14 protein-coding genes and 1 pseudogene are annotated in these 13,777 nt (G+C 65.5%); 2 read left to right on the top strand and 13 right to left on the bottom strand.

The annotated features are described in order from the left end of the window. Positions 1-5: 5 nt before the first annotated feature. The 7 genes from tsaD to AB0L63_RS30225 all read right to left on the bottom strand — a co-directional run bounded on the left by tsaD (position 6) and on the right by AB0L63_RS30225 (position 6,150). Positions 6-1,049 (bottom strand): tRNA (adenosine(37)-N6)-threonylcarbamoyltransferase complex transferase subunit TsaD, encoded by a 1,044-nt coding sequence (tsaD, locus tag AB0L63_RS30255; protein WP_364507745.1) that lies wholly within the window; start codon positions 1,047-1,049, stop codon positions 6-8. Next, complete coding sequence (gene rimI / locus AB0L63_RS30250) at positions 1,046-1,570, bottom strand: ribosomal protein S18-alanine N-acetyltransferase (protein ID WP_364507742.1); 525 nt, start codon at positions 1,568-1,570, stop codon at positions 1,046-1,048. The genes tsaD and rimI overlap by 4 nt, the downstream gene beginning before the upstream one ends. Positions 1,571-1,659: 89 nt before the next feature. Then, complete coding sequence (tsaB, locus tag AB0L63_RS30245) at positions 1,660-2,373, bottom strand: tRNA (adenosine(37)-N6)-threonylcarbamoyltransferase complex dimerization subunit type 1 TsaB (protein ID WP_364507739.1); 714 nt, start codon at positions 2,371-2,373, stop codon at positions 1,660-1,662. A 90-nt stretch (positions 2,374-2,463) separates the two neighbouring features. After that, a complete protein-coding gene (gene tsaE / locus AB0L63_RS30240) occupies positions 2,464-2,916 on the bottom strand; it encodes a tRNA (adenosine(37)-N6)-threonylcarbamoyltransferase complex ATPase subunit type 1 TsaE (RefSeq protein WP_364507736.1) in 453 nt (150 codons plus the stop codon). Beyond that, a complete protein-coding gene (locus tag AB0L63_RS30235) occupies positions 2,909-3,298 on the bottom strand; it encodes a hypothetical protein (RefSeq protein WP_364507733.1) in 390 nt (129 codons plus the stop codon). The genes tsaE and AB0L63_RS30235 overlap by 8 nt, the downstream gene beginning before the upstream one ends. Further along, positions 3,295-4,422: an alanine racemase gene (alr, locus tag AB0L63_RS30230; protein ID WP_364507894.1), complete on the bottom strand. Its 1,128-nt coding sequence runs from the start codon at positions 4,420-4,422 to the stop codon at positions 3,295-3,297. Before alr ends, AB0L63_RS30235 begins: the two co-directional genes overlap by 4 nt. Positions 4,423-4,617: 195 nt before the next feature. Then, positions 4,618-6,150, bottom strand: coding sequence for an NAD(P)H-hydrate dehydratase (locus AB0L63_RS30225; RefSeq protein ID WP_364507730.1), 1,533 nt, complete (start codon positions 6,148-6,150; stop codon positions 4,618-4,620). Between the two features lie 59 nt (positions 6,151-6,209). On the opposite strand from AB0L63_RS30225, the gene AB0L63_RS30220 reads away from it, so the two are divergent. Continuing rightward, positions 6,210-6,680 carry a cupredoxin family copper-binding protein gene (locus AB0L63_RS30220; RefSeq protein ID WP_364507727.1) on the top strand — a complete coding sequence of 157 codons (471 nt, stop codon included), beginning with the start codon at positions 6,210-6,212 and terminating at the stop codon, positions 6,678-6,680. A 405-nt stretch (positions 6,681-7,085) separates the two neighbouring features. Here the strand turns inward: AB0L63_RS30220 and glmS are convergent, their stop codons facing one another. Then, positions 7,086-8,966, bottom strand: a complete 1,881-nt coding sequence (gene glmS / locus AB0L63_RS30215; RefSeq protein WP_364507725.1) for a glutamine--fructose-6-phosphate transaminase (isomerizing) — start codon at positions 8,964-8,966, stop codon at positions 7,086-7,088. Between the two features lie 36 nt (positions 8,967-9,002). Here glmS and AB0L63_RS30210 point away from each other — a divergent pair, with 36 nt between their 5' ends. Next, complete coding sequence (locus tag AB0L63_RS30210) at positions 9,003-9,860, top strand: dienelactone hydrolase family protein (RefSeq protein ID WP_364507722.1); 858 nt, start codon at positions 9,003-9,005, stop codon at positions 9,858-9,860. 15 nt (positions 9,861-9,875) lie between these two features. On the opposite strand, the gene AB0L63_RS30205 is transcribed toward AB0L63_RS30210, so the two are convergent. The 5 genes and pseudogenes from AB0L63_RS30205 to AB0L63_RS30185 form a co-directional block, all read right to left on the bottom strand. Further along, complete coding sequence (locus AB0L63_RS30205; protein WP_364507719.1) at positions 9,876-10,208, bottom strand: hypothetical protein; 333 nt, start codon at positions 10,206-10,208, stop codon at positions 9,876-9,878. A gap of 545 nt (positions 10,209-10,753) precedes the next feature. Further along, the gene (locus AB0L63_RS30200) at positions 10,754-11,137 is read right to left on the bottom strand and encodes a hypothetical protein (protein WP_364507716.1); all 384 of its coding nucleotides are present in this window, start codon (positions 11,135-11,137) and stop codon (positions 10,754-10,756) included. Between the two features lie 49 nt (positions 11,138-11,186). Beyond that, positions 11,187-12,830, bottom strand: a complete 1,644-nt coding sequence (locus AB0L63_RS30195) for a hypothetical protein (protein ID WP_364507714.1) — start codon at positions 12,828-12,830, stop codon at positions 11,187-11,189. Between the two features lie 42 nt (positions 12,831-12,872). Continuing rightward, positions 12,873-13,184 carry a hypothetical protein gene (locus AB0L63_RS30190; RefSeq protein WP_364507711.1) on the bottom strand — a complete coding sequence of 104 codons (312 nt, stop codon included), beginning with the start codon at positions 13,182-13,184 and terminating at the stop codon, positions 12,873-12,875. A 264-nt stretch (positions 13,185-13,448) separates the two neighbouring features. After that, positions 13,449-13,643 (bottom strand): annotated as a pseudogene (locus tag AB0L63_RS30185) (IS701 family transposase); the annotation flags it as partial. Positions 13,644-13,777 lie beyond the last annotated feature (134 nt).

The following is a 13,777-nucleotide window of genomic DNA, read 5'->3' as shown; positions in this document are numbered from 1 at the left end:
GCGGGTCAGCCGACGTGGCTGACGGAGACTGGGAGGCCGGGGTCGGTGGCGACGGTCAGGGGTGAGGGGGAGGCACCGCCCGCGATGACATGGGCGCCGAGGGCGGCGATCATTACACCGTTGTCGGTGCACAGGCGGGGTTTGGGGACGCGAAGGCGCAATCCGGCTGCGGCGCAGCGGTCTTCGGCCATCGAGCGGATTCGGGAGTTGGCGGTGGCGCCGCCGCCGAGGACCAGGGTCTCGACGCCGACATCCTGGGCCGCGCGCACTGCCTTCATGGTGAGTACGTCGGCGACCGACTCCTGGAAGGATGCCGCGATATCCGGGATCGGCAGTTCATCGGCGGTGAAGCCATTGCGCTGGGCCGCCTCGACATAGCGGGCGACGGCGGTTTTGAGGCCGGAGAAGGAGAAGTCGTAGCGGGAGTCGCGCGGGCCGGTCATGCCTCGAGGAAACGCGATGGCCTTCGGATCGCCGTGTGCCGCAGCCGCATCCAGTGCGGGTCCGCCCGGGAAGCCGAGGCCGAGTAGCCGGGCGACCTTGTCGAAGGCTTCGCCCGCCGCATCGTCGACGGTGCTGCCCAGTTCGACGATCGGCTCGGAAAGATCCGTTACGTGCAGCAGATGTGTGTGTCCACCGGAGACCAGTAGCGCGACGCACGGCGGCATCGGGCCGTGTTCGAGGGTGTCGACCGCGACATGCCCGCCGAGATGGTTCAGAGCGTAGAACGGCACATCCCAAGCTGCCGCATAGGCTTTCGCGGCCGCGACGCCGACCAGCAGGGCACCGGCCAGTCCGGGTCCGATGGTCACCGCGAGCGCATCGGGCTTGCTGATGCCCGCGGCGGCCAGCGCTCGGCGCATCGCGGGCACGATGGCCTCGAGGTGGGCGCGCGAGGCGATCTCCGGGACCACACCGCCGAAGCGGGCGTGCTGTTCGACACTGGAGGCTACCTCGTCGGCGAGCAGTTCACAGCTACCGTCGGGGTGCCGGCGCACAATGCCGACTCCCGTTTCATCGCAGGAACTTTCGATACCCATGACGATCACGACAGCACCTCGTTCGGTTGCGCCGTTTCGGCCGGCGGCGGGCCCCAAGCCGGGTTCGCGGCGGTTAGTTCCGGTCGGCGCATGGTGTAGGCGTCGGCGCCGCTGGGATGGTAGTAGTTCTTGCGCAGGCCGATGATGTGGAAGCCGTGCTTGGCATAGAGCGCGATGGCGGGGGCGTTATCGGTGCGCACCTCGAGGAAGACCGGCCCGCCGCGCTTACCGGCCTCGGCGAGCAGCGCCTCGAGCAGTATCGTGCCGACACCGCGGCGATGGCAGCCCGGATCGACACCGATGGTGTGCACCTCGGCCTCGGGGTGTTCGGCATCACCGAGCAGCGCGATACCCGCATAGCCGACCATTCGCCCGGCCTCGTCGCGCGCGACGATATAGCGGTTGTGCGGCCCGGCCAGCTCCGAGCGGAAGGACACCGCCTGCCACGGATCGTCCTCCGGGAACAACAACTGCTCGAGTTCGACACAGCGCTCGATATCCACAACATCCATGGGCTCGATGCGCGGCATGGGTCTGCTCGGCTCCTGCGGGGAAGACCCCCACACCCCCTGGGCTGCGGGGCTTCGCCCCGTGGACTTCCGGTCGGGCTCCACGGCCGTCACGCTCCCGTCCGGTCGAGCGTGCGGTAGCTTCGTTCGACCGCGTCCGGTCGGCGCAAGTACAGCGGGATCAACGGTTCCGGCACAGCGCGCGCCAGCAATTCGGGAGCCGCGACCCGGACCAGACCGGCAGGTGACGGGGTCTCAGCCGGAAGCACCGGCAGGTCGAACAGGTCGACGTGCGATGCGGATCCGGCGATCATGGTGGCCTGCACGGGATCCAGGTCACCGGGCTTGCTCACCTCCGGGCCCGCGATGCGATATCCGTCACGGTAGCGGGCCCAGTACACCTCGCGGCGGCGCGCGTCGGTGACCACGAGCAGTTCGCTCCCGGGTGTGCGGCCGGGCAGCAGCGAGGGTTCGAGAACCGCGTCGGCGGCGATCGCGTCGAGGCTGCACACACCGTAGACCGGGACGCCGAGTGCGTCACCGAAGGCGGCGGCGGTCGCCATACCGACCCGGAGTCCGGTGAACGGACCCGGCCCGATGCCGACCACGACGGCCTCGATATCGGCCCTGGAACGATCTGCCTCCGAGAGGCATTCGAGGATTTGCGGGGTGAGCACCTCAGCGTGGGCGCGGGCGTCGACCCGGACGCGAGCGGCGACGGTGTGGACCCGCGCCGGGGCGACGGTGCCGGGTGCGACCTGCTCCAGTTCCACCAATCCCGCTGTCACGGCAGGGGTCGCGGTGTCGACGGCTAGTACAAGCATGATTGGCCCAACGATACCGGGTGGTACCCTGCGTCCGGTGCGGAGCTACTCGGTAGTTTCGGCACCCAGACCATCAGCTGTCTCCACGACCTAACCGACCCATTCCCAGATCGCGGTGCGGACTTCGGAATTCGGTTCGCGCGAGAGCAAAACGTACAGGTGCCGCTCGGCGAGGTGTTCTACGACACCCTTGCCCCACTCCACCACTACGACCGCCTGATGCAGATCGGTGTCGAGATCCAGGGCGTCCAGTTCATCCAGATCGCCGCCGAGTCGGTAGGCGTCCACGTGCACCAGCGGTACCGACGCGGTGCCCTCGCGCTGCCCAGCCCGGTGCTGGCGGGCGATGATGAAGGTCGGCGAGCTGACCCGGCCCTGCACGCCGAGGCCCTCCGCGATACCGCGAGTCAGTGCGGTTTTACCGGCGCCGAGCGGTCCGTCGAGTACCACCAGATCACCGGCGCCCAGTCCGGCGGCGAGTTCGCGACCGAAGGCCTCGGTGTCGGCGACCGTGGGCAGAATCCGCTGCTGCCGTTCAGCCACCGGCAACCTCCGCGGTTGCTGGGATGTCCTCGATGACTCCCCGGTCGAGTGCTGCGTTGACGCTATCCGGGAACTGGATATGCGCCATATGCGCGGCGTCATCGAGTCGGACGAGTTCGCTATGGGGCAATTCGCGTGCCAGCGCCCGGGCGTTGCGCGGTGCGCCGGGTGGACCGCATTCCCGGGTGGCAAGGCGCACACCGTCTTCGGCGAACACCGCACCGGAGCAATCCGCGTCCAGCAGGTCGAAGTTCTCGTCGCGGTACTCGTCGGCGTGGGCGGGCCGGAACACGCGGGTGCCGATACGACGCAAGGCGTGGGCACCGGCCAGCACGCCGACCACACCGGCGGTGGCGAATCCGCCGCGGACGGCTGTTCTCATCGAGATCCTCCTATGTGGCGCCGCAGCACTCGGCCGTGTGGGGCGCACACGATCTCGTAGTGGATCGTGTCGAGCAGATCGGCCCACTCCTGGGCGCGCGGTTGGTCCGCACCGAACAGGATCGCGGTATCGCCCTCGGTGACGCCTGCGGCATTGTCACCGAGATCGACGATGAATTGGTCCATGCAGATGCGGCCGACGTTGGGGCGCAACTCACCGCCGAGCCACACCGCGAAGCGGTTGCTCATCGGACGCAACACGCCGTCGGCGTATCCGGCGGGGATGAGGGCGACAGTGGTGTCCTGCGGCGCGATCCACTGGTGGCCGTAGGAGATGCCCTCGCCTTCGGCGACCTGCTTGACCAGGGCGACACGCGCTTGGAAAGTCATCGCGGGGCGCAGGCCGAACTCGCCGAGTTCCGGGATCGGGGTCAGGCCGTACATCGCGATACCGGGCCGGACCATATCGAATGCCAGATCCGGGCGGGTGAGCGTCGCAGCCGAGTTCGCGAGGTGGACCAGTTCCGGTTCGAGGCCGTGCTCCTTGGCAGCGGCGGTGGCCTCGACGAATCGGTCGCGCTGGATGTCCAGGTAGGGATGTTCCGGCTCGTCGGCGTGGGCGAGGTGGGAGAAGATCGCGCGGAACCGCACCACCTGTTCGTCCACCAGCATGCGCAGGGCCGTGAGCACCGCCGGATAATCGAGCGACGCGACACCGTTTCGATTGAGGCCGGTGTCGACCTTCAGCGAGACGATAGCGGTCCGGCCGGTGGCACGCGCCGCGGCCTCGACCGCACGCAGGTGCGCCAGGGAGGAGATGCCGATCTCGATATCGTGCTCGATCGCGGCGCCGAAGTCGGCATCGGAATTATTGAGCCAGCACAGGATCGGGGCGGTAATTCCGGCGGTACGCAATTGCACCGCCTCGGCGACCGTGGTGACCCCGAGTTCGGCCGCACCCGCCGCCAGCGCCGCCCGCCCGACCTCGACGGCGCCGTGGTTGTAGCCGTCGGCCTTGACCACCGCCATCACCGCCGCATCCCCCGCATGTGCACGCAGGATCCGCACGTTGTGAGCAATGGCATCCAGATCGATAACCGTCTCTACTTGCGCCTCCACGCTTATTTATCCTGCCATTCGGCATCTGGCTCGCGCGGAGGGCATCGGTTCGAGCGGGACGGCGGGGTCACTTGGCGGTGAGCCCGAAGAGGACACGGATGCCCCCGGGCTGCCGCCGTCAAGGAGTGTGGTTGCCGAGATCAGCGCGTCGAGCAGGGGCGTCGACGCGGCATTGGAGAGTGCGGTCCCAGCCATTGCACGTCACTTCGCCGCAAGCGTGCGCAAGACGCGGATTGCCGGGCGCAGGTGGTCGAGGAGGGGGGATGCGGAGGTGGGGGCAGCATAGCGGTGATCTTCATGGGCCGAGAGGTTGGCAGCCAGGGAGTGGGCACGGGCGGCGGCAGCCGCGGACCAGGCGGGATCGCGGCCCGCGGCGAGGAGGGCGCCGATAATGCCGGACAAGACGTCACCCGCGCCCGCGGTGGCGGCCCAGGAACCACCCGCTTCGTTGACCAGTACCGGGCGGCCTGGCGTGGCGACGAGGGTGGCGCGGCCTTTGAGCAGGACAGTGAGTTGCCAGGATTCGGCGAGATCGCGCACGGCGGCTACCCGATCGTGGCCGACCTCTTCCCCGGTCAGGCGGGCGAATTCGCCTGCGTGCGGGGTCAATACGGTGGGGGCGGTGCGGCCGCGGGCCAGATCGGGGTCGGCGGCCAGCAAGGTCAGGCCATCGGCGTCGACGACAACGGGAAGATCGGTCGCGAGGATTTCGGCGAGTCGCTTGTTGGCGTCGGTGTCGATGCCCGCGCCGGGGCCGAATACCCAGGACTGGACTCGGCCGGTGGACGAGATGGTCTGGGCGGCAATGACTTCGGGGAAATGGTCGAGGACCTCGGCGGCGCCGGTTCCAACGTAGCGGACCATGCCGGAGGTGGCCGCGACGGCGGCGCCGGTGCACAGTACGGCGGCGCCGGGATAGGTCGCGCTGCCCGCGCAGATGCCGGTGACGCCCTGGGTGTATTTGTCGTCGGCGGGTCCCGGGATCGGCCACCGCGCACCGATCTCCGCTGGTTCCAGCGCCGCGAGATTCGGTTCGGGCAGCCGTAAACCGATGGGTACCAACTCGATTCGGCCGCAGTAGGGCGCAGCCAGGGCATGCACCGGCTTATATGCGCCGAAGGTGACCGTGACCTCGGCGCGCACCGCGGGGCCGGTCACCGCGCCGGTATCCGGATCGACTCCGCTCGGCAGGTCCGCGGCGATGATCGGAACACGCAGAGCGGCAACGATTTCCGCGGCCATCGGGCGCAGCGAACCGCGGCCGGAGATGCCGACGATGCCATCGATCACCAGATCAGGTGCGCCCAAGCCTGTTTCGTCCAGCATCGGTGCACTGTGGTTCGATCCGGCATCGCCCACCCCGGCTGAGCTCGCGGCGCCAGCAGGCGACACCTGCGAAGCGGGTCGGATCCGACCACCTGCCTTGCGCAGTGCGGCAAGGCCTTTCGCGTGAGCACGTTCCGGATTCAATAGCACCGCGGTGACGGCGACGCCGCGGCGACGCAGCATTGATCCGGCCCAGAGCACATCACCGCCGTTATCGCCGGAGCCGACGAGCAGCAGCACCGACCTGCCCGCGATGCCGCCGGTCCGGGCGCGCAACTCGCTCGCGACCACCGTCGCCAATCCGTAGGCCGCCCGATGCATCGGCATGCCCTCGGGAACACGGGTGAACAGCTCGGCCTCGGCCGCGCGCACTTCATCGGCGGTGAAATAGTCCCGCTGGCTGGACATGAAACGCTCGCCTCCACTGCGTCGATCGGGCACTGCGGTTGCGCTCGTACGGGATCGTCATGGGCGCTGCGCGGACCCGTACCGTCAGCAGACTACGCTTGGACGTCATGCCGATGGTGCGCCGTGCGATGTCCATCCGGATCACCACCGGATTCGTCCTGGCTGCGATGCTATTGTCGGCAGGCTGCAGCTCCGGCGACACGAACTCCGCCGCCGCATCGACCACTGCGAAGGCCGGGCAGGCGACGACCACCAATTCCGGCGATTCGAAACCCGCGGCCGTCACCGTCGACGTCACGGATATGAAGTTCTCCCCCGCCGATATCACCGTCAAGGTCGGCGAGACCGTGACCTGGAGGTTCAAGGACTCCGTCCCCCACACCGTCCAGGGCATCGGCGATAAGGCCATGGGCATCAACAGCCCGATCTTCAACAAAGGCGAATGGAGCTACACCTTCTTCGCCCCAGGCACCTATCGCTACCTGTGCTCCCTGCATCCGCAGATGCGCGGCACCGTCACCGTCGAGTAGCCGAGCCCGATCAGCACACCGCATCACGAGCACCGCCCCGCCGGCCCTCGACGCATTCCGCCGATGGCGGCACGTTCATCGGCCTGGCGACCTCGAAACCGGCGACGGGTCCTAGATCGTCGCCGGTTACGGCTGTCCACGCCGTTCGGTCGCATCTGCACGCGAGCTGTCGCATACCCAGTGAGCTCGCACAGGCTCTACCTTGCGTAGGTAATCACTGGATATGCGCCATCCTGCGAAAGTCGAACTGCGGGCTGTAGCTCAGCCAGCGCCGCGCAGATCGACGACGTGGGAGTCCGAGCGCGGCCATCCTCTCGGTGGATCGACGTCGCTCCCGACGTTGCCGATGAGGAACGCCTCCGCGACTCTCGCGTTGCGGCGCTCGGCGAGCGAACTGGTCTGGTGCTATTCGACAGTGACCGACTTCGCCAGGTTGCGCGGCTTATCGATGTCGTACCCGCGCGCCTGAGCCACTTCAGCGGCGAAGATCTGCAGCGGAACAGTCGACAGCAACGGCTGGAAAAGCGTTGGCGCCGAAGGGATCTCGATGAGGTCGTCGGCAAACGGGCGCACCGTATCGTCGCCCTCCTCGGCGATCACGATGGTGCGGGCGCCGCGGGCCTGGATCTCACGGATATTGCTGAGCAGCTTCGAATGCAGAACCGCACGTCCCTTGGGGGAGGGCATGACCACGATCACTGGCAACCCCTGCTCGATCAGCGCGATCGGCCCGTGCTTGAGCTCACCGGCCGCGAAGCCCTCGGCGTGCATATACGCGAGTTCCTTGAGCTTGAGCGCACCTTCCAGCGCCACCGGATACCCGACGTGGCGGCCGAGGAACAGCACGGTCGGCACGTACGCCAGCTCCCTGGCGATCGCGCGTACCTGCGGCGCGGTCTCGAGCGCCCGCTGCACCAGGTGCGGCATCGCCTCGAGTTCGGCGAATTCGCGCGCCACCTCATCCGGATACTTGGTGCCGCGGGCCTGTGCCAGGGCCAGCCCGACCAGGTAGTTCGCGGTCACCTGCGCCAAGAACGCCTTGGTGGAGGCGACACCGATCTCCGGCCCGGTTCTGGTGTAGAGCACCGCATCGGACTCGCGCGGAATCTGCGCGCCATTGGTATTGCAGATGGCGAGCACGCGCGCCTTCTGCTCCTTTGCGTGCCGCACCGCCTCGAGCGTGTCGGCGGTCTCGCCCGACTGCGAAATCGCCACCACCAACGTCGACCGATCCAGAACCGGGTCGCGGTATCGGAATTCGCTGGCCAGTTCGACCTCGACGGGCAACCGAGTCCAGTGCTCGATCGCGTACTTGGCCAACAGTCCGGCGTGATAGGAGCTGCCGCAGGCGACGACGAATATCTTGTCGAAGTCGCGCAGTTCCTGATCGGCGAGGCGCTGCTCGTCCAGCACGATCCGGCCACCGGCCTCGTCGTGGGTGAAGTGGCCGATCAGCGTGTCCGCGACACCGGCGGGCTGCTCCTCGATCTCCTTCAGCATGAAGAAGTCGTGCCCGCCCTTCTCGGCGGCGGCCAGATCCCAGTCGATGGTGAACGGCCGGGTCCGCGCCAGTCCGTCATTGCCCGCGAAATCGGTGACCGTATAGCTGTCGGCAGTGATCACGACGGCCTGGTCCTGGCCGAGTTCGACGGCCTCACGGGTGTGCTCGATGAATGCGGTGACATCGGAGGCGATGAACATCTCGCCCTTGCCAACCCCGACGACCAGCGGCGTCGAGCGACGCGCCGCGACAATGATGTCCGGATGATCGGCATGGGTGAAGACCAGCGTGAACGCACCCTCCAGCCGACGCAGCACGGCCAGCGCGCTCGCCGCGAAATCACCCGCGGTCGGGCCGTCGGCGTATGCGCGCGCCACCAGGTGCACGGTGACCTCGGTGTCGGTATCGCTGCCCAGCTCGACCCCGGCGTCTTCGAGTTCCCGACGCAGCGGGGCGAAGTTCTCGATGATGCCGTTGTGCACGACGGCCACCTTGTTGGTGGTGTCGCGGTGCGGATGGGCGTTGCGGTCGGTCGGCGCGCCGTGCGTGGCCCAGCGGGTGTGCCCCATGCCAGTGGTGCCCGCGAAGTGGCAGGTCCCGATTTCGGCGAGTTCGGCCTCGAGATTGGCCAGTTTGCCCGCCTTGCGTTCCACCGCCAATACGCCCGCGCCATCCAGGATCGCGACGCCCGCCGAGTCGTATCCGCGATATTCCATGCGGCGCAACGCGTCAACGACAACGCCGAGGGCATCCCGGTACCCGACGTATCCCACGATTCCGCACATGGCTCACCAGAGTACTTATCGGATAACGTTCACGTCGTGTCGGCGTCTGTGAAATCACTTCTGAGCATCCTGACCAGCCGAGGGCCCCACCGCGTACTGCGTGGCAATCTCGCCATCGCTGGTCAGCCCGGCGTGGTGTTCACCCCGGAGTCCGGACTGAATCTACCCGCGGTCGCCTTCGGCCACGGCTGGCTGACCAGCGCCGCCAACTATCGCGCCACCCTCGAACACCTGGCTTCCTGGGGTTTCGTGGCCGCGGCCCCCGATACCGAGCGCGGGCCGATTCCGTCACATCTGGGGTTGGCCACCGATCTGCTCACCACACTGGATATCTGCACCGGCGTCCGGCTCGGCGACGGCGCAATCAGCGTGCATCCGGAACGGCTGGCGCTGGCCGGGCACGGCATGGGCGCGGGCGCCGCGGTGATCGCCGCCGGGCAACGTCGCGTTGCCGCGGTCGCCGCCCTCTACCCGGCGCCGACCGCGCCGTCCGCCGAGACCATCGCGCCCGATATCGATACGCCCGGGTTGGTGTTGGCGGGTGCGATCGATATCGAATCGGTCAGCTCGAATGCGATCCCACTGACGGCCGCGTGGGCCGGGCCGATTGTTCTGCGGACGGTCGACGGGGCGTCACATAACGGCATTGTCGAAGGGCGTCGCGCGCTGGCCGCGTTGGGTGTCGGGAAGCACGAGGCCAAGTCCGCGCGGACGACGCGGGCCGTACTCACCGGATATCTGCTGCACAAACTGTTGGGCGACAAGACGTATGCGGCATTTTCCGATCCAGAGGCGGTTATCCCGCACACCATTGTGGTCGATCCGGAAGCACCGCGTGAGGAGGAGCGGCCGAAGCTCTCGGTCTTGCAGCTCGCGCAGCTCTTGCGCAAATAGAGGATCTGCGGCCGGTCAGGGCCGCAATCCAGCCAACGCGAGTTCGATGAATCGCCGCCAATCGCCGAAACCGTCGCGGCTTATCGTGGCGACCGCGCCGACGAGCATATAGAGGTCGGCGACGGTGGCATCCGCACGGATGCTGCCGTCGGCGCGACCTCTCGCCAGCAGTTCCGCACCGAGTTCGGCCAGATCGTCGCGCACGGGGCCGTGCGGTTCGGTGTCGCCGGGTACCGATTCGATGGTGCCCGACAGTGCACGCCCCCGCTCGTGCACTTCCGCGACATGGCCGAGGAAACCGGCCAGCGCCTGCCTGGTATCCGGATTCGGAAGGCAGGTGCGGCGCACATGCTCGAGAATCCCGGCGAACGCTGCTCCGCAGCCGCCTCGATCAGCGCGCGGCGGGTCGGGAAGTGGCGGTAGATCGTGCCGAGCATCGAATGATCCTCACCATCCGTCTCCGCGCGTGCTGCGGCGAACTCTGCCTTCACCCTCGACTAGGCTTGGCATTTCGGCAGTGCCGCAGCGGTTCTCGTAGTGGGCGATCATCGCGTTCCAGCCATCACCCTGGTCAGCCTCGGCGTGTGGGTGACGACGGCTTTCGCCGATCGAGTTGTCCTGCAAGGAATCTTTCACACCACGGTCGGCAAGGCTCTGTTCGGCCTGTGTGTCATTCGACCCGACAACGGTGAGTTTCCATCCTCGGTCGGCTGACAAAGGTCTGGTTCGTAGATTTGTACATCTCAGTGCTCCTGCCGCTTGCGATATTCGGCGGCGACGCCGCCGGCCCCGACAATTTGAGCGACTACTTCCTGCCCGCCGTGCGGCGGCGCGATCTCAGGCCACAAGCAGTGGCCCATTAACCGAATCCTCGCACGGCGGCGTGCAGTCCCTCAGATCAACCAACTCTTGCGGCGGTAATACTCCGATTCCTCGTCACCCTCGTCGTCTATCGGGGCGACAACATCGTGTGCCTTGCGAGCGGCAATAGACCGCGCGATCGCCTCGCGCTGCTCGCGAGCCTCCGCTGCCAGACGCTCTCGCTCGGCGCGTGCCTCGACCTCGAGCCGCTCCTTCTCTTCCGCCTCAGCCTTCGCCGCCGCCAACTCTTCAGCATGGTCTTCCCAGAATTGACGCATTCCTATGGCGGACTGTTCGGCAAGCTCACGGTCCTTGTCTGCGGTGCGTCTATTGATCTCCTCGAATTCGTCGAGCAGCATCGTCGACCGTCGACGGATCTCCTCGACGATCTGTTCCATATCGTCTGAATAGTTCACGATGATGCCCTCCTTCAAAGGTCACCGATCACGTTGGCGCGGAACAACGTCACAGCGGCCCCGCCTCAGCGAGTTTGGCACCGCTATCGGCGGGCTCCTCGAGTTGCAGATCCGCTTCCGGTACAAGCTGTGGCGCATGCTCGCCGTCCTCTTCCCGCTTGCCGGTCGAGGGGACTCTTGAACCGTTTACCGGATTACTTCCGTTGTTCTTTTCGGTAGCAGGTGTTCCCGTATCGGGTTTGTCACCGGACGTCGTGGATTTATCGTCCTCCCCCTTCGACTCGTTGGTGGAGATGACCGGATTGCCCTTGTCATCCAGAGTCACGCCGTACTCATGCGCTTTGCCGTCACCGTCGGTCATCACGAGCTTGGGCTGACCATCTGCGCCTATCTCGACCTTGACATGCTTTCCACCCAAGTCGAACTCGGCCGCAATCTTGTTCTTATCCCCGTCCGGCTTGCCGTCGCCGTCCTTGTCCTCGGTTTCCGTTGTCTCGGAAGTCTTTGTCAGCTGCTCGATCGCGTTGTCGACACTGTCTTTGATCGAGGTACCCAACGAAGTGAGACCTTGACTGACAGACTCGCCGAGCGATGTCAATTGCGAAGCTGCCGACGTCAGCGATGACAACCCCGACAGGAGGCTGCTCACCGTGGTGGTATTCGTCGAAGTCGGATTCGTTGTGCCCGGGGTACCCGGCGTACCTGGAGTGCCGGGAGTCCCGGGGGTGCCCGGCGTACCCGGCGTACCCGGCGTACCCGGGGTGCCTGGCGTACCCGGGGTGCCTGGCGTACCCGGGGTGCCTGGCGTACCCGGGGTGCCGGGAGTGCTCGGCGTCTCGGTCGGTACCCCCGCAGGGCGGTCGTAGTGGGCCTCCGAGACCTTGTCCAGCTCCTGGATAATCTTGTCGTATACCTGCTTGACACCGCGATCCGCCGAGTCGCACGCATCGGTGAATATCTTGATCTTGGCCGCGTAATCAGGTTCGAAGACATTATCGAGCCAGTGCCTACAGCGCGATTGAATATGCTGCTGGTAATCAGATCCCGGCAGAATGCCGAGAATATTATCGGCCGTCCACGCATCTAATCCGCCTTGGAGATCAGGAAAGATTCTGCGCAGCTTGCTCAGCAAGCTATTACTCTGCCAACCGTTACTAACCGCAATACTCGCGCCGGAGATAATGTCATCAATATCCTCTGGCGTCTTCTCCGCGATACGAATACCGTCGCCGTTCTCGAGGATATAGCGGACGGCCTCGGCTTTGATTTTCACAGCCGCCCGCAGCCCTTCGAAAGACCCGGCGATGGCCTTCCAAGCATCCCCCGCCGCTTTCCAATTCGCGTCCGCTCGAGATATCTGCTTGTTCAGCATGTCGAGCGCCGCAGTTCCGGCGTCACCGGACCAGATCGTCGACATTGTCTGCGCATATCCACGCTGAGCATCCAATTGGGTGCCACACTCCTGGAGCACCACCTGCAGTTTTGTCGAGGTGTTCAGGAGCTTGTCCTCGTTCAGCCCGTTCTGCTCATAATAGCGCTTATGGAGTTGCGAATAGTCGGGAACATCGGCAGGCGAGTTGCCGCCAAACGCGCGTTTATAGCGCGGCTGGAAATATTCGAAGTACAACAAACCCCGAGAGCCGATGTCGAGATATTGTTTGACCGATCCGTTCGCAGGTACCTCAAATGCCATACTAACGACCCCCTCGAATACTTCTTCACTGCTCGATCGCAGCTACGATTTTTTGTCATTGCCGATCTGTGCGATATCGCGAGAATTTTCATCGTCGGTGTTCGAGTACTTGACAACCGACGCCCCGATAACGTCCGACGTGGCCAATGTCGCCTCGGACCAGTTACCCAACCACGTATAGATCTTCTCCAGTCCGTCCTGGATCTTCTTTCCGCGGTCATGGTAGTTTTCACCAGCATCGGCAGGCCCGAACAAATTGTCGGCCACATCCTTGGCGCGATTTCGCACCGCTTGGCCCGAACCTCCGAGGTCATTTGCGAATCGCCCGAGCTCCCCGGTCTTGACGCCGAGCATGCTTGAATCGCTCACTGTCCAATCCCCTCCTTCGCTGGTTGCCGACCGAACCGACCTCGACTCGCAACACTGAGGCCGCCGTACTTCCTTGGACGTACACAGCTCACGTTCGGTTCCATGGATCCGCCGGCTGATTCTGTCAGCAGAATCTACTGGGTGGGTGCATCAGCTACAACGGACAGTCAGCCCATCGAGAATGGGGATCATCACAACCGTGACAAGCAGTAAGTGGACGGTTCCGGGTGGAACCACGTCCGACGCCGCTTTGTTCAGAAGCCGCTGCATCCCATTCAGCGTCTGATCACCTGCGGCTTCAGCCAAGGTCCAGCCGTTTTTCCCCGCCAGCGGCGCAAGCAGGCCCCGCACATACGCTCGCGCTCGCAACCGCGGCTCCGCCCGATGAAAACGCCTCGCCACCCGCGCGAACAACTCCTCGAGCCCAGCCGTCCACGCAACCAGATCCTCATCAACCAGTACGAAACACAATGCTACCCAACAACATCACGAAGTGATGCTGGAGTACTAGCACGACAGTTGTATTTCGTTGTGCTGCATGGTGATTGATTCTGCGGTAGCTTGTCGGCTGATGCTGG

Source organism: Nocardia sp. NPDC051990, assembly GCF_040680755.1.
Lineage (GTDB): Bacteria > Actinomycetota > Actinomycetes > Mycobacteriales > Mycobacteriaceae > Nocardia.
This window is presented reverse-complemented; position numbering and strand designations above follow the sequence as displayed.